Below are 24,035 nucleotides of genomic sequence, written 5' to 3'. Positions count from 1 at the left end.
GGTTGTAGTGCTGCGCTCATGTAAAATGCCCGGCAATCTTACCAAACCCGGCTGGCGCCACGGCGTTGCCGTTCCTTGATCTGTTCAGCAAGGCTCTCATGAACCGAATCCGCCCCCTGCGTCACGCTTATCCCGCCCGCCCGCGACTGCTTGTCCTGGCCGTGCTGGCGGCATTGCCTGGTACTTTGCTGGCCCAGTCTTCGCTGCAGGTCGATGCTCGCCTGCTGGGCGAACCCAAGGCTGACCAAAGCACGCCTGCCGCTGCGCCGCCGGCCGTCAGCAAGCCTGCTGCCAGCAAGCCCGGTGTCGCGGTGACGGGCAACAAGGCGCTGGTGGTGGTTCCTTCGGTAGGTGGCAAGGCGCCGCCGCGCGATCCGCGTGTTACGACAGTGGAGGCCGGACGCATCGACGGACGCGACCAGGTCGACATGACCGCGGTGAACAATGTGCGTCTGGAGCGCGGTGACACGGTGCTGACCAGTGATCGTCTTTACTACGATCAGGTCTCCAACGAAATCCAGGCTCAGGGCAATGTGAAGCTGGTGCGGGGGGCGGACTCCATTGAAGGGCCCCGGGCCCAGATGAACCTGGATACCTGGTTCGGCGAATTCGACACGCCCAGCTATCAACTGCAGCGCGAGCGCCAGCTGAGCGGCGATGCATGGTCCAGTACCCGTCGACCGGTGGCGCCGATGACGCAAATGGTGTCTGGCTCGGGCCATGCAGATGTGCTCAAGCTCGAAGGCGAAAACCATTACCGCCTGAAGAATTCGACCTATACCACCTGCCCGATACCGGACCCTTCCTGGTATCTGCGCATGAGTGATCTGGAGCTGGATTTTGACCGCGACAAAGGCGAGGCGACCCACAGTACCCTGGTATTCAAGGGGGTGCCGGTGGTCTACATGCCGTGGGCCGAGTTTCCGCTCAATGGCGGGCGCCAGTCGGGCTTTCTGCCGCCCACCATCGGTGCGACCAACAGCACCGGCTTTGATGCCACCGTGCCGTATTACTTCAATATCGCTCCGAACTATGATGCGACGCTGGCCCCGCGCTGGATGAGCCGGCGCGGGATGCAGGTTGGCGGCGAGGCGCGTTACCTGACCCCCATGGAAAGTGGCAGTCTCCGTGGCGAGTATCTGAGCGAAGACAAGGTCACAAAGGATTCACGAGCCCTGTACTCGTGGAAGCATAACCAGAATTTCGGCTATGGCCTGAGCGGCTCGGTGGATGCCACCCAGGTGACCGACAAGACCTATTTCTCGGATCTCAGTTCGAAGATCACCTCGACCTCGCAGTCGACGCTCAACCAGCAGGCCAATCTGAACTACAACAGCGGAACCTGGCTCTCTGCGGGCGTTCTTGCGCAGCGCTATCAGGTGCTGACTGGCGATGCTCCGTATAACCGCATGCCGCAGATCACGGCTCTGGCGAAGCAGTCGGATTTCCACGGCCTGGCGTTGAGCATGCCGATGGAGTACACGGACTTTGCGCACCCTACTCTGGACGAGGGGCGGCGCACCACGCTGTATCCGCAGGTTTCCTACCCGATGCAGAGTTCGGCCTTCTTCCTTACGCCCAAGGTCGGGGTGCATCTGTCGCGCTACAACATCAACCGACGCAGTTCGACTGAGGGCGAGTCGAATTTCGGCCGCAGTGTGCCGATTGTGTCACTCGATTCCGGCGTGATCTTTGAGCGCGAGACCAGCTCTGGCGGCAAGGCACAGATCCAGACGCTGGAGCCGCGTCTCTACTTCGTGAAGTCCACCTACCGTGACCAGAGCGAGATTCCGGTTTTCGACTCTGGCGTGGCGGATTTCAATTTCGCCCAGATTTTTTCCGAAAACCGCTACGTCGGACAGGATCGCATTGCGGACTCCCATCAGATGACCGCGGGTTTGCAGTCGCGCATGATCGAAAGCGCATCCGGCGAAGAATGGTTGCGTCTGGCCCTGGCGCAGCGTTACTACTTTGAAGATCAGCGCGTGACCATGCCGGGCGAAACCCAGCGTACCGGGCGGGTCGCCAACATTCTGGGTGCAGCGTCGGGACGGGTGCATCGCGACCTGTGGGTTGACAATGCCCTGCAGTACGACCATCGCACCGGCTTGTGGCAGCGTGCGACGACCGGCTTGCGTTACCAGCCCGATTTTTCCAAGGTCGCCTCGGTCAGTTATCGCTACCAGCGTGACCAGTTCCGGGACCTGGATTTCTCGGCACAATGGCCCCTGTGGGGCGGCTGGTATGGTGTGGGTCGCTACAACCTGAACCTGCGGGACCACAGCTTGACCGAAGCGATTGCAGGGCTCGAATACAAAGGCGACTGCTGGGTGCTGCGCGGGGTGTGGCAGACAATGCGTACCACTGCCCAGACCTCCGGCCAGACGCGCAACAATTCCTTCTTCCTGCAGCTTGAATTCAATGGCCTTGCTTCGCTGGGCTCCAATCCGGTCAATCTGCTCAAGCGCAGCGTGAGCGGATATGGCAAGATCAATGAGCCTGGCGTGGGCGATCCGATGTTCGGCGATAGCACCCAGCCCTGATTACCTACCGTAAATTCACAAACCATGTCTGTTGCAACCATGATGAAGAGTCTGACCCGTAGCCTGCTGGCCATCCTGCTCCTGCCGGTGTGCGTGCATGCCGCCGAACTGGATCGCGTTGTTGCGGTGGTCAACGATGAGGTCATTACCGCGTCCGAACTCAATACCCGGATCGCACAGGCCGAGCGTCTGCTGGCCGCGCAAGGCACTCCGAAGCCCTCCGCCAGCCAGCTGCGGGGGCAGGTGCTTGACCGCATGGTGATTGAACGCGTGCAACTGCAGGCTGCAAAGCAGCGGGGACTCAGTGTGGATGATGCGACGCTGGACCGCACCATTCAACGCATTGCCGAGCAGAACAAGCTGGCGGTGGCCGATATGCCCAAGGCTCTGGCGCAGGAGGGAATTGTCTGGAACCAGTTCCGCGACAATGTCCGCAATGAAATCCTGATGTCACGACTGCGTGAACGCGAAGTCGACGCCCGCATCACGATCAGCCCGGGAGAGGTGGATGCCTTGCTGGCCGCCGGCGCCACGGCTCCCAAGGCGCGTGAATATCTGGTTTCCCATATCCTGTTGCGGGCGCCCGAAGGCGCCACGCCGGATCAGCTGAATGCACTCAGCCTGCGTGCCGAAGAACTGCAGCGGCAGATCCGTCAGGGCGAGGACTTCGCCAAATTGGCCGCTTCTTATTCTGCGGCGCAGGATGCCATGCAGGGGGGCTCGCTTGATTGGCGCCCGCTGGAGCGTGTCCCCGCGATTTTCGCTGAACTCTTGCCGGGCATGCGCAAGGGCGAGGTCAGCAAGACCCTGCGCAGTGCTGCGGGTCTGCATGTTTTCAAGCTGATGGATTTGCGTGATGCCGCTGAGAGCAAGGTTGAGGTCGAGCAGACGCGGGCGCGCCACATCCTGGTTCGCGGAGATGCTGCCGGCTCCGCCGACAAGGCGCGGCAGCGCCTCGATGACATCGCCATCCGCATTCGCGGCGGCGCAGCGGACTTTGCCGAGATGGCCCGGGTTCATTCTTCCGACATCACGGCGGCCAAGGGTGGCGATCTGGGCTGGTTGTCGCCTGGAGACACAGTGCCGGAATTCGAGCGTGCGATGAATGCACTCAAGCCGGGCGAAATCAGTGCGGCCATCGAGTCTCCCTTTGGCTGGCACATCATCCAGGTGCTGGAGCGCAAGAAAGTCGATGTCACGGCGGACCGTCGCAAGATGGAAGCTCGCCAAGCACTGCGCGAACGCAAGATCGATGAAGCCTTCGAGGACTGGCTGCGCCAGCTGCGCGACGCCGCCTGGGTGGAAATCAAGCCCGAATAAGTTGCCACCTGCCTGAAGACCCGCGTCCATGTTGCCTGTCCTGGCTATCACTTCTGGCGAGCCCGCCGGGATTGGCCCCGAGCTGTGTGCCATGCTGGCACGCAAGCCGTGGCCGGCGCGGCTGGTGCTGATCGGCGATCGCGAACTGCTGGCACAACGTGCCCGGCTGATCGGCGAAGCCGTGACGCTGGTCGACTACCGTGCCGATGCCGTACCTCCACCCGGCTCGCTGGAGGTCTGGCATGTACCGCTTGGTGCTCCCGCGCAAGCTGGCCGGCTGGATGCGACGAATGCGCCCTATGTATTGAGCACCCTGGATGTCGCCATTGATGGCTGCATGCGGGGTGAGTTTGCGGCGATGATCACGGCGCCGGTGCAGAAGAGCATCATCAACGAGGCCGGAATTCCCTTTACCGGCCACACTGAATATCTGGCCGAGCGCACAGCCACCCCGCGCGTGGTGATGATGCTGGCGGGCGAATATGGTCAGCCACAACGCTGGTTGCGCGTGGCTCTGGCGACGACCCATCTGGCGCTCAAGGACCTGCCTGCGGCTATCATCGCCGACGAACTGGAAGCCGTGCTGCGCATCCTGCACACAGACCTGCGCGACAAATTCGGATTGCCGGCACCGCGCATTCTCGTGGCGGGGCTGAATCCGCATGCGGGTGAGGGCGGGCACATGGGGCGCGAAGAGATCGACGTAATCGAACCGGTGCTGGCCAGATTGCGTGCCGAAGGCATGCAACTGATCGGTCCCTTGCCGGCCGACACCCTGTTTACGCCGCACCAGCTGGTCCGAGGTGACGCGGTGCTGGCGATGTATCACGATCAGGGCTTGCCGGTACTGAAGTTTGCCACTTTCGGTGGCGGCATCAACGTCACACTCGGTCTGCCGATCATCCGTACTTCGGTCGATCATGGCACGGCGCTGGATCTGGCCGGGTCGGGCAAAGCCGATCCGGGCAGTCTGCATGCCGCTATTGAATGTGCTCTCAACATGCTGAGTGGCTCTGCGCCACAAGCCTGACCTTTTTCCATGCCAATCTTTCGCTCCCTTGTCCTGCTGATCCCGCTATGCCTCGCCGGCTGCTTCTTTTCCGGCAGCAAACCCGAGCCTGAACCCGTCAAACCAGTCCCGGTGCTTGTTCAGCCGGTCGTGCAGAAACCTCGACCGAAAATTGCGCTGGCGCTGGGGGGCGGTGCGGCACGCGGGTTTGCCCACATCGGGGTGATCAAGGCGCTGGAAACCAACGGCATCGTGCCGGACATCATCGTGGGCACCAGCGCCGGCAGCGTGGTGGGCGCCCTGTACGCGGCGGGCAACGATGCCTTTGCCTTGCAGAAACAGGCTTTCCAGCTCGATGAAAGTGCGCTGACCGACTGGGCCATTTTCGAGCGTGGTTTCGTCAAGGGCGAGGCACTGGAGAAATTCATCAATCAGCAAGTGGCGGGCAAACCCATCGAAGGGCTCAAGCGCAAGTTCGCGGTGGTGGCGACTGATCTGGCCGATGGCCAGCCCGCCGTGTTCACGGCAGGCAATGTCGGCACCGCGGTGCGTGCCTCGTCATCGATTCCCGCGGTGTTTTCGCCGGTACTGATCCGGGGGCGTGAGTACGTGGATGGCGGGCTGACCAGCCCGATCCCGGTGCGCGCCGCCCGCCAGCTCGGAGCCGATATCGTGATTGCCGTCGATATCTCCGGGCGCCCCTCCGGCAAGCGCAATCAGGGCAGCGTCGATCTGATGCTCGACACCATCGCGATCATGGGCACGACCATCGGCGCGTTCGAGTTGCGCGACGCCGACATCGTGATTCATCCCGACACCAATGGTCTGCCTGCCGCGAATTTCCAGCAGCGCCACGAGGCCATTCTGCGCGGCGAGCAGGCCGGTTTTGCCGCCATCCCGAAAATCAAGGAAAAGATCGCCGCGCGCAGCCAATAACTGCACGCGCCAATGCATGCCTCAAGGTCATATCGCCCGCAAACGTTTCGGGCAGAACTTTCTCTCCGATGCCGGCATCATCCGCCAGATCATCGATGCCATTGCGCCCAAGCCGGGCGAGGCGATTGTCGAGATCGGTCCCGGTCTGGGTGCCATCACCGTGCCGCTGCAGGCGGCCTGCGGGCACCTGCATGTGGTGGAAATCGACCGCGACCTGATTGCCAAGCTCAAGCAGACCTGGTCGCCGGCGCAGATCACCATTCACGAAGGCGACGCGCTGAAATTCGATTTCGGCACGCTTCCGGCGCCGCTGCGCGTGGTCGGCAATCTGCCCTACAACATCTCCACGCCGCTGCTGTTTCATTTCGCCAGCTACGCCGAGCGCGTGCGCGACATGACTTTCATGCTGCAGAAGGAAGTGGTCGACCGCATGGTGGCCGAGCCGGATTCGGAAGCCTATGGCCGGCTCTCGGTGATGTTGCAGTACCGTTTCAACATGGCCAGCCTGTTCGATGTGCCGCCCACCGCATTCAAGCCGGCGCCCAAGGTGACTTCGGCGATCGTTTACATGCAACCCCGGCCGGCCAGCGAATGCAGCTGCCGCGATGAAGGGCTCCTTGGCAAGATCGTGACGGCCGCCTTCGGTCAGCGCCGCAAGACTTTGCGCAATACCTTGCGCGACCATGTGAGCGACGCGGACTTTGCCGCGCTGGGCATCAATCCGCAGGCGCGGGGTGAAACATTGAGCGTGCAGGATTACGTGCGGATCACTGATTATCTGGTGGAGCATAAGACGGATTTAGCCGGCTGAAGAGCCGCTTGTGGCGTGCTTCTTCAGGCATCCTGGCTGTAGCGTGTTGTCCGGCATGCCTTTTGCGGCATGCCGGCTGAAGAACAAGGCGGGGTGCGGCTCTTCAGGATGCTGGCCGCACTGACACCCAAAAGCAGAAGACGGAGGAAAAACGATGGCAAAGGCAATGATTCTGGCGGCAGGGCAGGGCACCCGCGTGCGTCCGCTGACCAAGGACATCCCAAAACCGATGATTCCCATCCTCGGCAAGCCGGTGCTCGAATACATCATTGAGCACCTCGCGCGCCATGGCGTGCGCGAAATCATGATCAACGTGGCCTTCATGCACCGCAAGATCGAGGAGTACTTCGGTGACGGTCACCGCTGGGGCGTGGAGATCGGCTATTCGTACGAGGGGGCCTACGAGCACGGCGACATCGTGCCGCGCCCGATTGGCTCGGCCGGTGGCATGAAGCACATCCAAGACAACTCCGGCTTCTTCGACGAAACGACGCTGGTGCTGTGTGGTGACGCGATCATCGATCTGGATATCACCGCCGCCGTGGCCGAGCACAAGGCCAAGGGGGCGATTGCCAGCGTGGTGACGCTGGACGTGCCGCTGTCCGAAGTGAAGAACTACGGCATCGTCGTGTCGGACGAAGACGGCCGGATCATCTCCTTCCAGGAAAAACCTGCGCCCGAAGAAGCCAAAAGCACGCTGGCCTCGACCGGCATCTACATCTTCGAACCGGCCGTGATGGACATGGTGCCCTCCGGCAAGGTGTATGACATCGGCAGCGAACTGTTCCCCGCGCTGGTGGCACAGGGCAAGCCCTTCTTCGCCCAGAACCGCTTCTTCAACTGGATCGACATCGGTCGCGTTACCGACTACTGGACCGTGCTGCAACGCGTGCTGCGCGGCGAAGTGGCGCAGATGGACATGCCCGGCAAGGAAGTGCGCCCGGGCGTGTTCGTCGGACTGAACACCCACATCGACTGGGACAAGGTGAACATTGAAGGCCCGGTCTACATCGGCTCTTCCGTAAAAATCGAGGAAGGCGCCACCATCATCGGCCCGACCTGGATCGGCCATGGCAGCCACATCCGCAAGGGCGCGACGGTGGTGCGCAGCGTGCTCTTCGAGTACACCCGCATCGGCGCCAGCATGACCTTTGCCGAGATGATCGTGTCGGCGCGTTACTACGTCGACCGCACCGGCCACACCGTCTACGTGGGCGATGACCGCTGCCCGCTGCGCTGGGGTGATGCGCGCGGGTGAGTCGTTTTTCTGGCGGCCTTCTTCCTGTCCGAGTAAAGGGTTTCGAAATGAAAGAGCATCTTCGCAATCCCTACCTGCCACCCACGGCCAGTCTGCAGGATGAGATTGAGCCACTGTTTGTTCAGGGGACGCTGATTCCGCGCGGGAATGCGTGGCCCGCCTGGCGGGGTGTTCGCTGGTGCATCACCGCGTGGCGCCTGTTTGCTGTGCAGCCAGGCGGATGGCTGCTCATGCTGTTGATGTATGTGGGCGTCAGTGTCTTGCCTTGGTTGCTAGTGCTTTTCTTGCAAGATGCATTACCGATGGTCGTTCCCCTATTCATGCAAATTGTGTTGCTGTTGTTGCTGACGGGAGGCGTGGTGTTGGCAAGTGAAAACCTTGGTCGCTACGGGACTCTGGATTTACGTCTGTTGTTTTCCGGGCCTTGGCGTTGTCGGGGAAAACAACTCGGGTTTGGCGTTCGATACGCAGGTCGTGTTCTGTTGCTGTTGTTTGGCTTTGCCGTTTTCATGCTTTTGTTCGGGCGGTTTTTCTTCCCGAGAGCCGCTCTGGTTGACCCCTCTGTTGTGTTAACCACTCCACTTGGCCTTCTCCTGTGTTTGGCACTATTCACGGCCGGGGCCGTCTATTCCTGCCAAGCTTTTCTGTTTGGTCAGGCACTGGTGATGCTTCACGGCTTATCGCCTGGCGATGCATTGTTCTGTGCTAGATCGGGTTCCTGGCGCAACATCAAACCCGGCCTGACTGCGGTTTTTCTTGTTATTGCTCCGGCGATTTTTCTTGGCACGCTTATTTTTTACGAAGCAAGCGACTTGCTGGCTTACTTGGCGTCGATGTCGCCGCTGCTTGCCGGCGTTGCGAAACTACTGTCGGCCTGTCTCGTGGCATTGATCTCGATTCCTATACTTGCGCTGGTGTTCACGTCTGCTCATGTTGCTTATCGCGAGATATTTCTCGAGGCTGAGAAGGTGCGCAATTAAGCCCGACATCGCCTTCAGCGAGGTTGCCCATTGAGCGCTCATCCTTTCTCCACGCTCACGCCGGATCGGGTGCTGGACGCTATCGATGCGACGGGGCTCCGCACCGACGGGCGCCTGCTGGCGCTGAACAGCTACGAGAACCGCGTCTATCAGGCCGGGCTGGAGGAGGGCGGCTTCGTCGTCGCCAAGTTCTACCGCCCCGAGCGCTGGTCTGACGCGGCAATCCGCGAAGAGCATGCTTTCACGCAACTGCTGGCTGAGCACGAGATTCCGGCTGTGCCGCCGATGTGCCTGCCCGGCGGCGACACCCTGGCGCATGCCGGCGGCTTTCGCGTTGCGGTGTTCGAGCGGCGCGGTGGGCGCACGCCGGAGCTGGATCATCCCGAAGTGCTCGAATGGCTGGGCCGCTTCATCGGGCGCATTCACGCCCAGGGGGCCACGCGCGCCTATGAGCATCGACTCCTGCTGGACGTGGCGAACTGGGGCGACATGCCCGGTGAATTCGTGCTGGCCAGCCCGCACCTGCCGGCGGATCTGCGCGAAGCCTATCGTGCTGCGCTGACCGGCGCGCTGGACGGCGTGCGCGCCAGCTTCGAGCGCGCCGGCGAGGTCCGCCAGCTCTGCCTGCACGGCGATTGCCACCCGGGCAACGTGCTGTGGACCGACGCCGGCCCGCACTTCGTCGATTTTGACGATAGCTGCATGGGTCCGGCGGTGCAGGATCTGTGGATGCTGCTCTCTGGCGAGCGTGGCGAGATGACCCGCCAGCTCTGCGATCTGGTCGCCGGCTACGAAGACTTTGCCGACTTCAATCCACGAGAGGTCGGGTTGATCGAAGCCCTGCGCACCCTGCGCCTGATCCACCACGCGGCGTGGCTGGCGCGGCGCTGGGAAGACCCCGCTTTTCCAGTGGCCTTTCCGTGGTTCAATACACGTGGCTGGTGGGAAGAGCATATCGGCACCTTGCGCGACCAGGTGCCGCGCATGGCCGAACCATGGTTGTTTTAAGGAAATGAGAACATGAACGTCATCAAGGGCGAACTCGAAGGCCTGCTGATTCTGGAGCCGAAGGTTTTCGGCGATGAACGCGGCTTCTTCATGGAAAGTTTCAACGCGAAGACCTTTGCCGAGGTCTCCGGCGTGAAGGTCAATTTCGTGCAGGACAATCACTCGCGCTCACAGCGCGGCGTGCTGCGCGGTCTGCACTATCAGCTGCAGCAGGCGCAGGGCAAACTTGTGCGCGTGGTGGCGGGCCGGGTGTGGGACGTGGCGGTGGACATGCGGCGTAGTTCGCCCACCTTCGGCAAGTGGCAGGGCGTCGAGCTCTCCGCCGAGAACCATCGCCAGTTCTGGGTGCCGGCCGGCTTTGCACATGGTTTCGTGGTGCTCTCCGAAACGGCCGACTTCCTCTACAAGACCACCGACTATTACGCGCCCGAGCACGAGCGCTGCCTCGCCTGGAACGACCCCATCGTCGGCGTGCACTGGCCGCTCGAAGGCATCACCCCGCAGCTCTCGGCCAAGGACCAAGTTGGGCAGAAGTTCGTGCAGTGTGAATCCTACGCCTGAAGGATGTGAGCGATGACGACTGTTCTCGTCACCGGCGGCGCCGGCTACATCGGCTCCCACACCTGCGTCGAGCTGCTCGCCAGCGGCCATGAGGTGGTGGTGGTCGACAACCTGTGCAACAGCAAGGCCGAATCGCTGCGCCGTGTCGAGGAGCTGGCCGGGCGCAAGCTGGCGGGTTTCCATCAGGTCGACGTGCGCGATCGCGTGGCGATGCGCGAGGTGTTTGCCGCGCACAAGATCGACGCGGTGATCCATTTCGCGGCGCTCAAGGCGGTCGGCGAGTCGGTGGCCAAGCCGCTGATGTATTACGAGAACAACATTGCCGGTACGGTGGCGCTGGCCGAGGCGATGAACGAGGCGGGCGTGAAGACGCTGGTCTTCAGCTCTTCGGCGACGGTGTATGGCGATCCGGCCAGCGTGCCGATTCGCGAGGACTTCCCGACCGGCCCGACCAATCCCTACGGCCGCACCAAGTGGATGATGGAGTTCGTGCTGAGCGACCTCGCCGCAGTGGACAAGGAATGGCGCGTGGCGCTGCTGCGCTACTTCAACCCGGTCGGCGCGCATCCTTCGGGGCGCATCGGCGAAGACCCGAACGGCATGCCGAACAACCTGATGCCCTTCGTCTCGCAAGTTGCGGTGGGCAAGCGGGCGAAGCTCTCGGTCTTCGGCGGCGACTACGCGACGCCGGACGGCACCGGCGTGCGCGACTACATCCACGTTGTCGATCTGGCGATCGGCCACGTCAAGGCGCTGGACTATCTGGCGCAGCACCCGGGCGTGCTGACCGTCAATCTCGGCACCGGCATGGGTTATTCGGTGCTCGATGTGGTCAGGGCGTTTGAGAAGGTCAGCGGCAAGCCGGTGCCTTTCGAGATCGTTGCCCGGCGTAGCGGTGATGTGGCGCAGTGTTATGCCGACCCGGCGATGGCGGCCGACAAGCTGGGCTGGCGCGCCGAGCGCGGGATTGAGGAAATGTGTGCGGATTCCTGGCGCTGGCAGAGCGCGAATCCGGATGGTTACCCATGAAGGCCTGAAAAGCCTCATCCAGCGCGGATCTCCAGCATGGCGAGCCGAAGATTGGCTAGCCGCGGTCTTCTTCAGGCGGGTGTGCCGCGGAGGAAGGCTGCATGCGGCTCTTCAGGCAGGCAAAGAAAAGGGCGCCGTGGCGCCCTTTGTCGTGCTGGCAGAGGGAAATCAGCCAAAACTCAGCGCATCGGCAAATGCGACCGCCTGCAGCAGGGCCTCTGAAACCTGCTGATCGCTCAGGCCCAGTGCATCGGTCTGGGCGCGCATCTGGTCAGGCAGGAAGGATTCAGACGTGATCGCCAGCTTGAGCAGTGACGCATAGACGCCCTCTCCGGTCAGCAGGGCTTCGCCGATAGCTTCGGGCAGGGTCATCTGTTCGAGCACGGTGTCGATGCCGGTGCCGAGCAACACATCCAGCAGGGAGAAGGCGCCGGTGATGAACAGGTTGTCGAGCTGGGCCTTGTCGAAGAAATGCGCTCCGAGAATTTCCATCATCCGCCCGCGCGCAATCGCCGCCTGCATCACGGCCGGGGCCGCAGGGTCCTTGCTGGCGGAGACGAGCAGCAGTGACAGCCACTTGTTGAGCTTGTCGCGGCCGAGAATGGTGACGGCATGGCGGAAGGATTGCACCTCGACCATCAGGCCGAAGCCGGCGGAGTTGATGTAGCGCAGTAGCTTGTAGGGCAGGGAGACATCCTGCTTGAGGGCTGTTTCGATCTCGGTGATGTCTGCGTCGTTGCGTACCAGATTGAGCAGACGCACGATCTGGGCGTGCGAGGGCGCGAGCTGTTTGGCGGGCGTGACGCCCTTCAGGAAGAACCAACCGGCCGCGCCGGTGTAACCCTGCAGCACGGCTTTTTCAAAAGCCGGTACATCGGCCAGTCCCCAGGCCAGTGGCAGCCCCGGCGCGCCCATTGGAGAGCTGACCTTGTTGGAGTCTGCCAGCGAGAAGCGGCAGTCCACCTCGGCCGGCCATTGGGCGCCTGGCTGATACCAGGAGAGTGCCAGCGGTACGCCTGCCTGATTGAGCTGGCCGACCAGTTCCTGAATCTGCGGGTACTGCAGGGCTGGCGCGGGGATCTCGATCAGGGCGCTCTCGGGGGCTTGCCATGCGAGCAGTTCGGCGGTGGGCACGAGGCGCCCGAAACTGATGAAGACCGGATGCACGGTCGGCCAGTGCGGGCGCAGGCCTTCCAACGTCTGGAGGGCGGTAGCGATGTTCGGTGCGTGCACGATCAGGCGGTTGGCGGTGATCGCGCGTTGCTGGTTGACGACGGGCTCGCGGGTGATCAGGACTCCGGTACTCATGAGTGTGACTCCCTGTCAGACCGGGTTATTGGCGGAAAAGGTGAAAGCGTCTGCATAGAAGGAACTTAACGGCAATCCACAGCGTTCGCTGAAATCCTTTTTTGCAGAATCGATCATGGCCGGCGCGCCGCAGGCATACACCTGATGGCCGGACATGTCGGGGATATCCTGCATGGCAGCATGATGCACCAGTCCGGTCCGGCCGGACCAGCCTTCCGGCGGTTGCTCCGAAATGACAGGGACGTAGCGGAAATCTGCGCGTTGCCGTGCCCAGCGTTCAGCCAGCTCATGCAGATAGAGGCCGCTGCGCTCGCGCGCCCCCCAGTACAGGGTGATGGGACGCTCGATTTCGCGGGCGATCAGGTCTTCGATGATGGCCTTGATCGGCGCGAAACCGGTGCCCCCCGCCAGAAACACGACGGGGGCCGTATTGTCTTCGCGCAGCGAAAAACTGCCCAGTGGCCCCTCGATACGCAGGATGTCGCGTTCCTTCATGGCACTGAACACATGACTGGTGAACTGCCCGCCGGGAATCAGGCGGACATGCAGTTCCAGGCTGTTGTCGGCGTGGGCAGCGCTGGCAATCGAGAAACTGCGGCGCTGGCCGTCGGCGAGCATGAAGTCAACGTACTGACCCGGCAGGAACTGGAAGACCTCGCTGGGCGGCAGGCGCAGGCGCAGCAGCATCACGTCCGGGGCGAGCTTTTCGAGGTTTTGTACGCGGCAGGGCAGCTTGCGCACAGGGATGTCGTGCGCCGAGCGTACGTCGCGGCATTCAATGGATAGATCGCTGCGGGCATGGGCACAGCACATCAGGGCCATGCCCGCAGCGCGGTCGGTTTCGGGCAGGGTCGTGAAGGGGCTCTTGCCGTGGTCGACCTGGCCTTCGAGAATTTTGGCCTTGCAGGCGCCACAGGCACCGTCGCGGCAGCCGTAGGGCACCAGCAGTTCGGCATCCAGGGCCGCTTGCAGAAGGGATGTATCGGCTTGCGCTGTGAAAGGGCGGCCGCTGGGCTGCAGGGTTACCTTGAAGGACATGGGGCATGCACTGAAACGGGAATGGGCTGGATTATCGCCCAAGCCCTGCCTGATGGGTCAATCCGGACGAGTGGTCATGGGATAATCCTGCCATGGAACGACTTCTCATCATCGGTGCGGGCGACGTGGCCTGGCGCGCCATGCCCTGGTTGCGGCAGCGCTTTCGCGTATACGCCTTGGTGCGGCGTGCCGAAGCGGCTGCGGCCTGGCGCGCGGCCGGGGCTGTGCCGGTCATGGGTGATCTGGATGAGCCAGGCAGTCTGCGCCGGCTCGCCGGTCTGGCCGAAGCCTTGCTACTCTGCGCGCCGCCGCCGAATGAGGGCGCTGATGACCCGCGCCTGAAGCGCTTGCTGGGCATGCTTCTTCAGGCAGGTGGCCCGCTGAGGCGCATCGTGTATGTGTCTACCAGCGGGGTGTATGGAGATTGTGGCGGGGCGCGGGTTTCCGAGCATCGTCCGGTTCACCCGCAAAGCGCCCGCGGCCAGCGGCGGGTGGCGGCCGAGCTGCGCCTGCGGGCCTTTGCGATCCGTCAGGGCTGCGCCTTGCGCATCCTGCGCGCGCCGGGCATCTATGCGGCGGAGCGCCTGTCGCTGGCACGCCTTGAGCGCGACGAACCGGTCTTGCGGCCGGAGGATGATGTGTTCACCAACCACATCCATGCCGATGATCTGGCCCGGGCCTGTGGCTTGGCCCTGTTTCGCGGACCGCGCCTGCGCGTGTTCAATGTGTGCGACGATTCGGTCCTCGCGATGGGCGATTACTACGACGCAATGGCGGATATCTTCGGGCTGCCCCGTCCGCCGCGTGCCAGTCGTGCCGAATGCACGGCGCACCTGTCGCCGATGACGATGAGTTTCATGAGCGAATCGCGCCGGCTGGATAATGCACGAATCAAGCGCGAACTGCGCTGGACGCCGCGTTTCGCGGATGTGCGCGATGGCTTGCGGGCCGCGCGTGCTGGATTGCAACAACAAGGAAATCGATGATGCTGTATCTGTGGGTCAAGGCTCTGCACGTGTTTTTCGTGATCAGCTGGTTTGCGGCGCTCTTCTACCTGCCGCGCCTCTATGTGAATCTGGCCGCGGTGCCGGCTGACAGCGTGGCGGAATACGACCGCCTGCTGGGCATGGCGCAACGCCTCAAGCGTTTCTCGATTCCGCTGCATGTCGGCACCTGGCTGGCGGGCTTGTCGATCACGTTCTCGAACGGTCTGGATAATTCCGGACTCTGGTGGTCGCAGCACTGGCTGTGGGTCAAGCTCGGTCTGGTGCTTCTGCTTTCGGGTTACGACGGCTGGTGCACGCGCCTGCTGCGCGATTTTGCCGCGCGCCGCAACACGCGCAGTCATGTCTGGTATCGCTGGTTCAATGAAGTGCCAGTGTTTTTCCTCGTCGCTATCCTGATTCTTGTCATCACCAAACCTTTCTAGAAAGGCCAAAAATGTTTCTGACGTCGTTGCGCCGCCTTGTCGTACCTGCTCGTACTGCCTGCGGCGGCGCGCCTTGCCAGAACCGTTCCGTTTCACTTCACTCCATTTTTAGCCTTTCTATCTGATATGTCCGAAACCTTTTTCGCCCCATGCCCGCGTGGCCTCGAACACCTGCTCGCCGAAGAGCTGCAGGCCTGTGGCGCCAGCCGCGTCGACATCACTCACGGCGGTGTCGCCAGCGAGGGCGACTGGGCGTATGCCTATCGCGTCAATCTCGAAAGTCGCCTCGCTACGCGTCTGTTGTGGAAGGTGGGCTTCACGCGCTATCGCAGCGAGGAGGAAATCTATCGTCTCGCCAGTGCCGTGACCTGGGCGCGTTCGTTTGACACGATCAATCCGATCCGTATCAACGTCACCTCGATCAAGTCACCACTGAAGAGCCTGAACTTCGTCACCCTGCGCATCAAGGACGGGATCTGCGACCATTTCCGCGCTATCAAGGGTGGCCGGCCGGATGTCGACACGGTGTCGCCGGACATGCGCATCCATGCCTTCCTCACCGAGGATACCTGCACGCTGTATCTGGATACCTCCGGCGAGCCGCTCTACAAGCGCGGCTTCAAGCGCGCCAAGGTCGAGGCTTCGATCAAGGAAAACCTCGCCGCCGGCATCCTCAAGCTCAGCGGCTGGCTGCCCGGCCAGACGTTGCTTGACCCGATGTGCGGCAGCGGCACTTTCCTGATCGAAGCGGCGCAGATGGCGCTGGATATTGCGCCGGGTCTGGGTCGGTCTTTTGCCTTCGAGAAATTCCGTCATTTCGATGCCGAACTCTGGCAGGGCATTCGCAAGGCCGCCCAGCAGCGCCAGAAGCAGGCGCCGGAGCTGCCGATTTTTGGCGCGGATATCGACCCGCGCCAGATTCGCAGTGCCGAGGCCAATCTGGAAGCGGCGGGTCTGGCCGGCAAGGTCGAACTGCTGGTTTGCGACGTGCTTGATCTGCAGGCGCCGGACGATGCCGGCGTGATCGTCTGCAACCCGCCTTACGGCGTGCGCCTGTCTTCCGGCGACGAGCTGGCCGAGTTCTATCCCAAGCTGGGTGATGCGCTCAAGCGCGGGTTTGCCGGCTGGAATGCCTATTTCATTACGGCCGATCTGGAGATGGCCAAGCTCATCGGCCTGAAGGCCAGCAAGCGCACGCCGCTGATGAATGGCGATCTGGATTGCCGGGTGTTTGAATTCAAACTTGTGGCCGGGCAGAACCGCGAACGAACGCAAAGGCTTGATGGCTGAAGAGCCGCATAGGGCGGACTTCTCTAGGCAGCCTTGCTCGAAACGACCGCTGGGCGGAGCTTTCCGGGAGGCATGCCCGAAGACATCCGTTACATGCGCTTTTTCAGCCTGCCAATAAAAAGGCCGCAGCGGTGATGCCCGCGCGGCCTTTGCTTTTTTGAAGCGGCAGAAACTAGATGATGTCCAGATTCTGTACGCCAGCCAGCAGATCCTTGTCGCCGTGCTTGCTGTTGAGCTTGATCTGCAGACGCAGGTCATTGACCGAGTCTGCATTGCGCAGCGCGTCTTCAAAGTTGATCAGGCCGGCTTCGTACAGATCGAACAGGGCCTGATCGAAGGTCTGCATGCCGATTTCGCGCGAGCGTTTCATCACATCCTTCAGCTCGGTGACTTCGCCCTTGAAGATCAGGTCGCTGATCAGTGGCGAATTCAGCATCACCTCGATGGCTGGCACGCGGCCCTTGCTTTCCTTGCGCGGCAGCAGGCGTTGCGAAACCAGCGCGCGCAGGTTCAGCGACAGATCCATCAGCAACTGTGCGCGACGCTCTTCCGGGAAGAAGTTGATGATCCGGTCGATGGCCTGGTTGGCGCTGTTGGCGTGCAGCGTTGCCAGGCAAAGGTGACCGGTTTCGGCGAAGGCGATGCCGTAGTCCATGGTTTCGCGGTCGCGGATTTCGCCCATCAGGATCACGTCCGGCGCCTGGCGCAGGGTGTTCTTCAGGCCAGCCTCCCAGGTTTCGGTATCCAGTCCGACTTCACGCTGCGTGATGACGCAGTTCTTGTGGGTGTGTACGTACTCGATCGGGTCTTCCAGGGTGATGATGTGGCCGTAGGTGTGCTCGTTGCGGTAATCAACCAGCGCAGCCAGCGAGGTGGATTTACCGGTACCGGTACCGCCGACGAAGATCACCAGACCGCGCTTGGACATGGCAATTTCGCGCAGAATCGGTGGCATGCCCAGTTCATCCAGAGTCGGGATGCGCGCCGCGATGGTCCGTGCGATCAGGCCGATGCGGCCTTGCTGGACGAAGGCGTTCATGCGGAAACGCCCGATGCCCGACGGCGAAATGGCGAAGTTGCATTCCTTGGTGGATTCAAACTCGGCCGCCTGCTTGTCGTTCATCACTGCGCGTGCAATGTCCTGCGTGTGCTGCGGGCTGAGAATCTGATTGGATTGCGGCACGATCTTGCCGTCGATCTTGATCGCGGGCGGGAAGCCAGCGGTGATGAAAAGGTCAGAACCTTTTTTGGTGACCATCAGTTTGAGCAGATCCTGCACAAACTTGAGTGCCTGGTCGCGTTCCATGCTGCCTCCGTAACTGTCGGGCCGAATGGCCCGACATCAAGTCAAAGCGTTGTCGAAGAGCTCAGGCGCCCGGGAAAAGATCCTTGTTGGAGGCGCGTACGCGGGCTTCGCCTGAAGAAACGATGTTGCGCCGCACGAGGTCCTGCAGGTTCTGGTCCAGGGTCTGCATGCCGTATTGCATGCCGGTCTGGATCGAGGAGTACATCTGCGCGACCTTGTTTTCGCGGATTAGGTTGCGGATCGCGGGGGTGCCGATCATGATTTCGTGGGCGGCGACGCGACCTGTGCCGTCCTTGGTCTTGAGCAGGGTTTGCGAGATCACCGCACGCAGTGATTCCGACAACATGGCGCGGATCATTTCCTTTTCTTCCGCCGGGAACACGTCGACCACGCGGTCAACCGTCTTGGCGGCAGAGGAGGTGTGCAGCGTGCCGAACACGAGGTGGCCGGTTTCCGCCGCGGTCATGGCGAGGCGGATGGTTTCCAGATCGCGCAGTTCGCCCACCAGGATCACGTCCGGATCTTCCCGCAGTGCGGAGCGCAGCGCGTTGGAGAAGGAGTGGGTGTCGCGGTGCACTTCGCGCTGGTTGATCAGACAGCGCTTGCTGGTGTGCACGAATTCGATCGGATCCTCAATGGTGAGGATGTGGGCATACTGGTTTTCGTTGACGTAATCGACCATCGCCGCCAGCGTGGTGGATTTGCCCGAACCGGTGGGGCCGGTCACCAGCACGATGCCGCGCGGCTGGTCGGAAATTTCCTTGAACACCTTCGGGCAGTTCAGATCTTCAAGGGTCAGCACCTTGGAGGGAATGGTCCGGAATACAGCACCGGCACCGCGTTCCTGAACGAAGGCGTTAACCCGGAAACGGGCCAGATTCGGTACGGCAAACGAGAAGTCGCACTCGAGGAATTCCTCGTACTGCTTGCGCTGGCTGTCGTTCATGATGTCGTACACCATGGCGTGCACGTCTTTGTGCTCCAGCGGCGGCAGATTGATGCGGCGGATGTCGCCATTGACCCGGATCATCGGCGGCAGGCCGGCCGAAAGGTGCAAGTCGGATGCCTTGTTCTTGACGGAGAAGGCGAGCAGCTCGGTGATTTCCATGGTGAATACGGTTCCAGAGGCAAAGAGGGTCTGCTGCGGACTGTTATACTTTTTCGGCCTTTTCGCCGATTAACTCAGCCAATTATATGCCCGGCATTGCCGAAAACCTGAAAGCTGTTCGTGCCCAGATGGACACCGCCGAGCGGAAAAGCGGGCGAAATCCGGATTCTGTGCATCTGCTGGCTGTCTCCAAGACCTGGCCTGCGGAGGCTGTGCGCGAAGCTTACACTGCCGGACAGCGCGATTTTGGCGAAAACTACGTGCAGGAAGGTGTCGAAAAAGTCGTGGCACTGACGGAGCTGCCGGATCTTGTCTGGCACTTCATCGGCCCCTTGCAGAGCAACAAAACGCGTCTGGTGGCAGAGCATTTCCACTGGGTCCACTCGATCGACCGGTTGAAAATCGCCCAGCGTCTGGCGGAGCAGCGTGACGCGCAGCTGCCGCCGCTGAACGTGTGTTTGCAGGTCAATGTCAGCGGCGAAGCCAGCAAGAGTGGTGTTGCTCCAGAAGATCTGCTGGCGCTGGCGCGTGGCGTGGTGGCCTTGCCCCGCCTGCATCTGCGCGGCTTGATGTGCATTCCCGAGCCGAGCGAGGATGAGCATCTGCTGGCCAGCCGGTTCCGGCTGCTGGTCGAGCTGCGCGACCAGTTGCAGCGAGAGCTGGATGTGCCGCTGGGCACCCTGTCGATGGGCATGTCTGCCGATATGGCGCAGGCCATCGCCGCAGGCTCAACGCTGGTGCGGGTCGGCACGGCCATCTTTGGTGGCCGGCCGGCGAAGCCCGCTTCGTGATGATTCACTCCATTCATTTCGTTTGACGAACCAACACATGAAAATCACTTTCCTTGGCGGCGGCAACATGGCTTCCGCGCTCATTGGCGGGCTGCTCAAGCAGGGTTTTGCGGCGGCGGACATTCAGGTTGTGGAGCTGTATGAGGCGGCGCGTACCCGTTTGCAAACGGATTTCGGCGTGCGTGCTGTGGCACAGCTGGACACGGCCGCGCTGGATTGCGATGTGCTGATGCTGGCGGTGAAACCCCAGCAGATGCGCGAGGCCCTGAGCCCGTTTGCGGGGCAACTGACGCGCCAGCTGGTGGTGAGCATTGCGGCGGGCTTGCGCCTGGCCGATCTGTCGCGCTGGCTGGGCGGCTACACCACGCTGGTGCGGGCGATGCCGAACACCCCGGCGCTGATCGGGCAGGGCGTGACCGGCCTGTATGCGGATGCCAGCGTGGCCGAGGCCGGGCGCCAAGCCGTCAGCCGCATCATGGCGGCGGTGGGCAGCAGTGTCTGGTTGAGCGAAGAAGCCCAGATGGATGCGGTAACCGCGCTTTCTGGCAGCGGACCGGCCTATGTATTCCACTTCATCGAAGCCTTGCAGGCCGGAGGGGAGGCACTTGGCCTGCCGCCGGATACCGCGCGGCAGCTGGCGATCGAGACTCTGGTCGGGGCTTCGGCATTGGCGGCGCAAAGTCCGGAATCGCCTGCCGTGCTGCGTGAGCGGGTGACGTCCAAGGGCGGCACCACGGCCGCGGCGCTGCAGAGCATGGCGGACGACGGTTTTCCGGCGCTGGTGGCGCGTGCGCTGGCCGCTGCGGCGGCGCGCGGCGCGGAAATGGGCGACCAGCTTGGTCGCGACGAGGCCTGAGGAGAACGTATGCTGCTGGATATCCTGTCAATGATCCTGAGTGCCGTGTTCGGGTTTTTTACCATGCTGCTGCTGGTGCGCACGGCAATGCGCTTCATGCGTATTTCTTTCGTCAGCCAGCTTGGCCAGTTCGTCCTGGCAACGACCAACTGGGCGGTGTTGCCGTTTCAGAAAATAGTCCCAAGCATTGGCAAGCTGGACCTGAGTGCGCTGCTGCCAGCCTGGCTGCTGCAGGCTTTGCTGGCGTTGCTGCTGGCGCTGCTGGGAGGGCACAGTCTCGGCCAGCCGCTGCCGCTGATGACCGGAGTTCTGATCATCGGAGCCTTCGAGTTGCTGCGTTCTGCTTTGTATCTGTTGCTTGGCGTGGTGCTGCTGGGAGCGATCCTGTCCTGGGTGAATCCGTATTCGCCTTTTGCCGGTCCGATCAATGCGTTGACACGCCCCTTCCTGGCGCCATTCCGGCGCATCCTGCCGCCTATCTCTGGCGTGGATCTTTCGCCGCTGCTCTTGCTGCTGGTGCTGCAGATTCTGCTGTATATGCTCAACAATCTGCAGGGCGGGGTCGCTCGCTTGCTCTTCGTGTGAGTGGCTTTGTGCATCCGCTTCGCCGTCAGCCCGATGGCGTGCTGACGCTCAGCCTGCACGTGCAGCCCGGTGCGAAGCGGACCGAGTTTGCTGGTTTGCACGGTGACGCATTGAAGATCCGGCTTGCTGCGCCGCCCGTGGACGGCAAGGCGAATGCCTGCCTGCTGGCGTTTCTGGCGAAGTTCATGGGGGTGCCGAAAGCGGCGGTGATGCTGCTGAGCGGGGAGAGCTCCCGACAGAAGGTCGTGCGGATAGAGGGGGCTGCAGAGCCAAGCGTGGCGAGGCTGATGGAGCAGCTAGCCTGAAGAGGCTTGCTGTGCGCAGTTCTTGGAAGTGCCTGCCTGAAGAACCATGCCAGAATCGGGTTCCGGGCCTGGTCTAGTTTCCTTCGACGCGATTTTTGCCAGCGTTCTTGGCTTTGTACATGGCCTTGTCAGCACGATCGATCGCGGTATGGACGGTTTCATCCGGACGCATTTCGGTGACCCCCGCGCTGAAGGTGATCAGTACCTTCCTGTTGTCGTGCAGGAAGATGCGTTTGGTCAGCTCGCGCTGCAGGCGACGCATGGCGGTGATGCCGTCCTCCAGGCCGGTGTCCGGCAGCAGGATCAGGAATTCTTCGCCGCCGTAGCGTCCGGCGGAGTCTTGCGGACGGATGTTTTCGCGGATCACCAGTGCCAGATGCTTGAGTGCCTCGTCACCGGTAGTGTGACCAAGGCTGTCGTTGAGTTTCTTGAAGTCGTCTACGTCCAGCAGGGCCAGGCTCAGCTTGCTGCCGCGGCGCTGCATGCGTGCCGTTTCGCGGGCAAGCATTTCGTCCAGACCCTTGCGGTTGAGCGTGCCCGTCAGCGGGTCGTGGCGGACCATCTCGCTGGCCGTTTCCAGCTCGCCTTCCAGGCGGGCAATTTCCTTGTTGGCCTGATCCACGGTAATGCGCAGGCTCTGAAGCTCTTCCTGTGAGTGGCGGGCGCTGTTTTCAACCAGCTTCGTTTCCTTGACGATTTCGTCAACCAGTCCGGCCAGTTCGTTCAGACTGGACGCCTTGGTGATCTGTTCGGCAAAAGCGCTGACCTTGCCGTGGTAGCTGCCGGTGGACTCGGCGAGTTCGCCGAGGCGTTCGACAAAATGCGCGAGCATGTCGCGCAGACGGTTTTGTGCTTCGTTCAGGCTGCGTTTGATGGTGCCCTGCTTGTAGATTACGTCGCGCAGACGCTCGCCGAGTTCTTCCAGCACGCCCTTGTCGAGTGGGCGTGAGAACAGTTCCATCAACACGGCCATCTGGCCCTGCAGGTATTTGTCTTCAATGACCAGTTCGCCGATGTTCTCGATGATCAGGCGCAGCAGATTGAGCAAGGCGCTACGGATGTAACTCTGATCCTGAGCGACCCATTGCACCTTGTAGGAGAACTGACGCAGCCGCGCCGAAAAATCTTCGCTCTCGCCCGTGGCCGGATCACGCAGCAGTTTTGCGAGTGCAGTGGCTTCCTTGGCGAGTTCGGGCGTGTCAATGAGCAGCATGCCGACCGCGCTCTCCAGCGTATCGGCAATCAGGTCGCGCCACAGCTCGGGAGCTTGGGTCAGATCGGTCGGCACAGTTCTCTGGGTGAGCGCTGTGGCCGTAACCGTAGGGGTGGGGGACTCCGTGTCGACTTCTATATTGCTGCCTGCAGAGGGGAGTTGAGCCCAGCCCTTGACCAAACCCTGCAGGCGGGAGAACAACGCCTCCTGATCGCTGGCGCTGCTCTCCAGAACACGGTTCAGTGCCTCGTGCTTGGTCACGCTGCTGAGGCCCATCTGGCGGCGCTCGGACTGGGCCTGCAGATCGCGAATCAGGGCTGCCCATGCCAGTGGTTCGGTTTCCTGCGAGGAGAGCAGGACGATCAGCTGTTGCTTGAACGACTGCCAGTTATGCTCGGAAAAAGCCGTTTCAAACTGTCGTGCCAGACGCAATTGTTCGGGGGTTGCACGGGGCAGGGCCGCTGCAACCTGGCGCAGATGGCGGTCCGGGAAGGGCTCTTCCGGCGGGACGCCCGAGATCTGGTGATAGAGCTCGCTGAAATTTTCAGGCGTTGGCTGGATGCGGCGTGCGGTCAGGCGGCGAAAGACTTCGCGAGCGATTTCAGAAGGAGAGGTGAAGTCAGCCATGGTTGTCGAGCGCGTCCCGGTTGCCAGTTCCGCGTCTCAGAAGAAAGCAGCGTTCCCGCAGAAAAGTCAATTTACTCTACCAGTCCGTGCTTGAGACCGTAGTGGGTCAATTCCGCATTGTTGCGCAGCTTCATTTTTTCCAGCAAACGGGCACGGTAAACGCTGACCGTCTTGACGCTCAGATTCAGTTGCTCGGCGATCTGGGTCAGTGTCTTGCCCGATGAAATCATGCACAGGGTCTGGTATTCGCGGTCAGAGAGCTTCTCGTGCGCAGGCTTGTCAAAGTCTTCACCGATGGAATTGGCGAGTTCTTCGGCAACGGCAGCACTGACGAATTTCTTGCCACTGGCAACCTGACGGATGGCTGTAACCAGTTGCTCCGGCGCTCCTTGCTTTGACAGGTAGCCGGCGGCCCCGGCGCGGAGCGCCCGGATGGCGTACTGCTCTTCGGGGTGCATGCTCAGCATCAGCACGGGCAGACGCGGGTTTTCCTTCCTGATCATTTTCAGCGAATCAATGCCGTTGCGGTCCGGCATGGAAACATCCATCAGCACCACGTCATATTGATGCTCGCGGATCATCTGTACCGCAGGGACTCCGCCATCGGCCTCGCCAGTAACCTCCAGATCCTCGGTGTCCGAAAGAATCTGTTTGAGTCCCTGGCGGATGATGGCGTGGTCGTCAGCAATCAGTACACGAATCTTTTCTGTCATGACATCCATTC

23 protein-coding genes are annotated in these 24,035 nt (G+C 61.8%); 17 read left to right on the top strand and 6 right to left on the bottom strand.

Going from position 1 to position 24,035, the window contains the following annotated elements; genetic code table 11:
• The first annotated feature begins 98 nt into the window (after positions 1-98).
• From Q9Q94_RS01170 to galE, 10 genes are all read left to right on the top strand, one after another.
• Positions 99-2,543 (top strand): LPS-assembly protein LptD, encoded by a 2,445-nt coding sequence (locus tag Q9Q94_RS01170; RefSeq protein ID WP_305978189.1) that lies wholly within the window; start codon positions 99-101, stop codon positions 2,541-2,543.
• Between the two features lie 24 nt (positions 2,544-2,567).
• Complete coding sequence (locus tag Q9Q94_RS01165) at positions 2,568-3,863, top strand: peptidylprolyl isomerase (protein WP_305978188.1); 1,296 nt, start codon at positions 2,568-2,570, stop codon at positions 3,861-3,863.
• A 28-nt stretch (positions 3,864-3,891) separates the two neighbouring features.
• Positions 3,892-4,893, top strand: a complete 1,002-nt coding sequence (gene pdxA / locus Q9Q94_RS01160; RefSeq protein WP_305978187.1) for a 4-hydroxythreonine-4-phosphate dehydrogenase PdxA — start codon at positions 3,892-3,894, stop codon at positions 4,891-4,893.
• Between the two features lie 9 nt (positions 4,894-4,902).
• Positions 4,903-5,808: a patatin-like phospholipase family protein gene (locus tag Q9Q94_RS01155; RefSeq protein ID WP_305978186.1), complete on the top strand. Its 906-nt coding sequence runs from the start codon at positions 4,903-4,905 to the stop codon at positions 5,806-5,808.
• A gap of 16 nt (positions 5,809-5,824) precedes the next feature.
• Positions 5,825-6,619 carry a 16S rRNA (adenine(1518)-N(6)/adenine(1519)-N(6))-dimethyltransferase RsmA gene (rsmA, locus tag Q9Q94_RS01150; RefSeq protein ID WP_305978185.1) on the top strand — a complete coding sequence of 265 codons (795 nt, stop codon included), beginning with the start codon at positions 5,825-5,827 and terminating at the stop codon, positions 6,617-6,619.
• Positions 6,620-6,773: 154 nt separating this feature from the next.
• Positions 6,774-7,877 (top strand): NDP-sugar synthase, encoded by a 1,104-nt coding sequence (locus tag Q9Q94_RS01145; RefSeq protein ID WP_305978184.1) that lies wholly within the window; start codon positions 6,774-6,776, stop codon positions 7,875-7,877.
• 47 nt (positions 7,878-7,924) lie between these two features.
• Positions 7,925-8,857: a hypothetical protein gene (locus tag Q9Q94_RS01140; protein ID WP_305978183.1), complete on the top strand. Its 933-nt coding sequence runs from the start codon at positions 7,925-7,927 to the stop codon at positions 8,855-8,857.
• Between the two features lie 30 nt (positions 8,858-8,887).
• Complete coding sequence (locus Q9Q94_RS01135; protein WP_305978182.1) at positions 8,888-9,865, top strand: serine/threonine protein kinase; 978 nt, start codon at positions 8,888-8,890, stop codon at positions 9,863-9,865.
• A gap of 12 nt (positions 9,866-9,877) precedes the next feature.
• The gene (gene rfbC, locus Q9Q94_RS01130) at positions 9,878-10,426 is read left to right on the top strand and encodes a dTDP-4-dehydrorhamnose 3,5-epimerase (protein ID WP_305978181.1); all 549 of its coding nucleotides are present in this window, start codon (positions 9,878-9,880) and stop codon (positions 10,424-10,426) included.
• 12 nt (positions 10,427-10,438) lie between these two features.
• Entirely contained in the window at positions 10,439-11,455 is a 1,017-nt protein-coding gene (gene galE / locus Q9Q94_RS01125; RefSeq protein ID WP_305978180.1) for a UDP-glucose 4-epimerase GalE, read from the top strand.
• A 168-nt stretch (positions 11,456-11,623) separates the two neighbouring features.
• Here the strand turns inward: galE and Q9Q94_RS01120 are convergent, their stop codons facing one another.
• Both Q9Q94_RS01120 and Q9Q94_RS01115 read right to left on the bottom strand, forming a co-directional pair.
• Entirely contained in the window at positions 11,624-12,763 is a 1,140-nt protein-coding gene (locus Q9Q94_RS01120; protein WP_305978179.1) for an EAL and HDOD domain-containing protein, read from the bottom strand.
• 15 nt (positions 12,764-12,778) lie between these two features.
• Entirely contained in the window at positions 12,779-13,801 is a 1,023-nt protein-coding gene (locus tag Q9Q94_RS01115) for a CDP-6-deoxy-delta-3,4-glucoseen reductase (protein ID WP_305978178.1), read from the bottom strand.
• A 92-nt stretch (positions 13,802-13,893) separates the two neighbouring features.
• Here Q9Q94_RS01115 and Q9Q94_RS01110 point away from each other — a divergent pair, with 92 nt between their 5' ends.
• The 3 genes from Q9Q94_RS01110 to Q9Q94_RS01100 all read left to right on the top strand — a co-directional run bounded on the left by Q9Q94_RS01110 (position 13,894) and on the right by Q9Q94_RS01100 (position 16,520).
• On the top strand, positions 13,894-14,787 hold the full coding sequence (locus tag Q9Q94_RS01110; RefSeq protein ID WP_305978177.1) for an NAD-dependent epimerase/dehydratase family protein: 894 nt from the start codon (positions 13,894-13,896) through the stop codon (positions 14,785-14,787).
• The gene (locus Q9Q94_RS01105) at positions 14,787-15,230 is read left to right on the top strand and encodes a CopD family protein (RefSeq protein ID WP_305979460.1); all 444 of its coding nucleotides are present in this window, start codon (positions 14,787-14,789) and stop codon (positions 15,228-15,230) included. The genes Q9Q94_RS01110 and Q9Q94_RS01105 overlap by 1 nt, the downstream gene beginning before the upstream one ends.
• A 126-nt stretch (positions 15,231-15,356) precedes the next feature.
• Positions 15,357-16,520, top strand: a complete 1,164-nt coding sequence (locus Q9Q94_RS01100) for a class I SAM-dependent RNA methyltransferase (RefSeq protein ID WP_305978176.1) — start codon at positions 15,357-15,359, stop codon at positions 16,518-16,520.
• A 172-nt stretch (positions 16,521-16,692) separates the two neighbouring features.
• Here Q9Q94_RS01100 and Q9Q94_RS01095 read toward each other — a convergent pair whose 3' ends face one another.
• Both Q9Q94_RS01095 and Q9Q94_RS01090 read right to left on the bottom strand, forming a co-directional pair.
• Entirely contained in the window at positions 16,693-17,826 is a 1,134-nt protein-coding gene (locus Q9Q94_RS01095; protein ID WP_305978175.1) for a PilT/PilU family type 4a pilus ATPase, read from the bottom strand.
• A gap of 61 nt (positions 17,827-17,887) precedes the next feature.
• Complete coding sequence (locus Q9Q94_RS01090) at positions 17,888-18,934, bottom strand: type IV pilus twitching motility protein PilT (protein WP_305978174.1); 1,047 nt, start codon at positions 18,932-18,934, stop codon at positions 17,888-17,890.
• A gap of 86 nt (positions 18,935-19,020) precedes the next feature.
• On the opposite strand from Q9Q94_RS01090, the gene Q9Q94_RS01085 reads away from it, so the two are divergent.
• Genes Q9Q94_RS01085 through Q9Q94_RS01070 form a run of 4 tightly spaced genes read left to right on the top strand, consistent with a single transcriptional unit; the run spans position 19,021 to position 21,471 of the window.
• The gene (locus tag Q9Q94_RS01085) at positions 19,021-19,725 is read left to right on the top strand and encodes a YggS family pyridoxal phosphate-dependent enzyme (RefSeq protein ID WP_305978173.1); all 705 of its coding nucleotides are present in this window, start codon (positions 19,021-19,023) and stop codon (positions 19,723-19,725) included.
• Between the two features lie 37 nt (positions 19,726-19,762).
• Positions 19,763-20,581 (top strand): pyrroline-5-carboxylate reductase, encoded by an 819-nt coding sequence (proC, locus tag Q9Q94_RS01080; RefSeq protein ID WP_305978172.1) that lies wholly within the window; start codon positions 19,763-19,765, stop codon positions 20,579-20,581.
• 9 nt (positions 20,582-20,590) lie between these two features.
• A complete protein-coding gene (locus tag Q9Q94_RS01075; protein ID WP_305978171.1) occupies positions 20,591-21,166 on the top strand; it encodes a YggT family protein in 576 nt (191 codons plus the stop codon).
• A 38-nt stretch (positions 21,167-21,204) separates the two neighbouring features.
• Entirely contained in the window at positions 21,205-21,471 is a 267-nt protein-coding gene (locus tag Q9Q94_RS01070; RefSeq protein ID WP_305978170.1) for a DUF167 domain-containing protein, read from the top strand.
• Between the two features lie 73 nt (positions 21,472-21,544).
• Here Q9Q94_RS01070 and Q9Q94_RS01065 read toward each other — a convergent pair whose 3' ends face one another.
• Together Q9Q94_RS01065 and Q9Q94_RS01060 are read right to left on the bottom strand one after the other, a co-directional pair.
• Positions 21,545-23,311 (bottom strand): diguanylate cyclase, encoded by a 1,767-nt coding sequence (locus Q9Q94_RS01065; protein ID WP_305978169.1) that lies wholly within the window; start codon positions 23,309-23,311, stop codon positions 21,545-21,547.
• A 71-nt stretch (positions 23,312-23,382) separates the two neighbouring features.
• Positions 23,383-24,024 (bottom strand): response regulator transcription factor, encoded by a 642-nt coding sequence (locus tag Q9Q94_RS01060; RefSeq protein WP_305978168.1) that lies wholly within the window; start codon positions 24,022-24,024, stop codon positions 23,383-23,385.
• Positions 24,025-24,035: the final 11 nt, after the last annotated feature.

This window comes from Uliginosibacterium sp. 31-16 (genome assembly GCF_030730865.1).
In the GTDB taxonomy this organism is placed as follows: Bacteria; Pseudomonadota; Gammaproteobacteria; order Burkholderiales; family Rhodocyclaceae; genus Uliginosibacterium.
Note: the sequence above shows the minus strand (reverse complement) of the source record. Positions and strands in the feature narration are given on the sequence as shown.

Coding starts and splice junctions, on each gene's coding strand:
- Q9Q94_RS01170 (WP_305978189.1), top strand. CDS start 99: ATGAACCGAATCCGCCCCCTGCGTCACGCTTATCCCGCCCGCCCGCGA.
- Q9Q94_RS01165 (WP_305978188.1), top strand. CDS start 2,568: ATGTCTGTTGCAACCATGATGAAGAGTCTGACCCGTAGCCTGCTGGCC.
- pdxA (WP_305978187.1), top strand. CDS start 3,892: ATGTTGCCTGTCCTGGCTATCACTTCTGGCGAGCCCGCCGGGATTGGC.
- Q9Q94_RS01155 (WP_305978186.1), top strand. CDS start 4,903: ATGCCAATCTTTCGCTCCCTTGTCCTGCTGATCCCGCTATGCCTCGCC.
- rsmA (WP_305978185.1), top strand. CDS start 5,825: ATGCCTCAAGGTCATATCGCCCGCAAACGTTTCGGGCAGAACTTTCTC.
- Q9Q94_RS01145 (WP_305978184.1), top strand. CDS start 6,774: ATGGCAAAGGCAATGATTCTGGCGGCAGGGCAGGGCACCCGCGTGCGT.
- Q9Q94_RS01140 (WP_305978183.1), top strand. CDS start 7,925: ATGAAAGAGCATCTTCGCAATCCCTACCTGCCACCCACGGCCAGTCTG.
- rfbC (WP_305978181.1), top strand. CDS start 9,878: ATGAACGTCATCAAGGGCGAACTCGAAGGCCTGCTGATTCTGGAGCCG.
- galE (WP_305978180.1), top strand. CDS start 10,439: ATGACGACTGTTCTCGTCACCGGCGGCGCCGGCTACATCGGCTCCCAC.
- Q9Q94_RS01120 (WP_305978179.1), bottom strand. CDS start 12,763: ATGAGTACCGGAGTCCTGATCACCCGCGAGCCCGTCGTCAACCAGCAA.
- Q9Q94_RS01115 (WP_305978178.1), bottom strand. CDS start 13,801: ATGTCCTTCAAGGTAACCCTGCAGCCCAGCGGCCGCCCTTTCACAGCG.
- Q9Q94_RS01110 (WP_305978177.1), top strand. CDS start 13,894: ATGGAACGACTTCTCATCATCGGTGCGGGCGACGTGGCCTGGCGCGCC.
- Q9Q94_RS01105 (WP_305979460.1), top strand. CDS start 14,787: ATGCTGTATCTGTGGGTCAAGGCTCTGCACGTGTTTTTCGTGATCAGC.
- Q9Q94_RS01100 (WP_305978176.1), top strand. CDS start 15,357: ATGTCCGAAACCTTTTTCGCCCCATGCCCGCGTGGCCTCGAACACCTG.
- Q9Q94_RS01095 (WP_305978175.1), bottom strand. CDS start 17,826: ATGGAACGCGACCAGGCACTCAAGTTTGTGCAGGATCTGCTCAAACTG.
- Q9Q94_RS01090 (WP_305978174.1), bottom strand. CDS start 18,934: ATGGAAATCACCGAGCTGCTCGCCTTCTCCGTCAAGAACAAGGCATCC.
- Q9Q94_RS01085 (WP_305978173.1), top strand. CDS start 19,021: ATGCCCGGCATTGCCGAAAACCTGAAAGCTGTTCGTGCCCAGATGGAC.
- proC (WP_305978172.1), top strand. CDS start 19,763: ATGAAAATCACTTTCCTTGGCGGCGGCAACATGGCTTCCGCGCTCATT.
- Q9Q94_RS01075 (WP_305978171.1), top strand. CDS start 20,591: ATGCTGCTGGATATCCTGTCAATGATCCTGAGTGCCGTGTTCGGGTTT.
- Q9Q94_RS01065 (WP_305978169.1), bottom strand. CDS start 23,311: ATGGCTGACTTCACCTCTCCTTCTGAAATCGCTCGCGAAGTCTTTCGC.
- Q9Q94_RS01060 (WP_305978168.1), bottom strand. CDS start 24,024: ATGACAGAAAAGATTCGTGTACTGATTGCTGACGACCACGCCATCATC.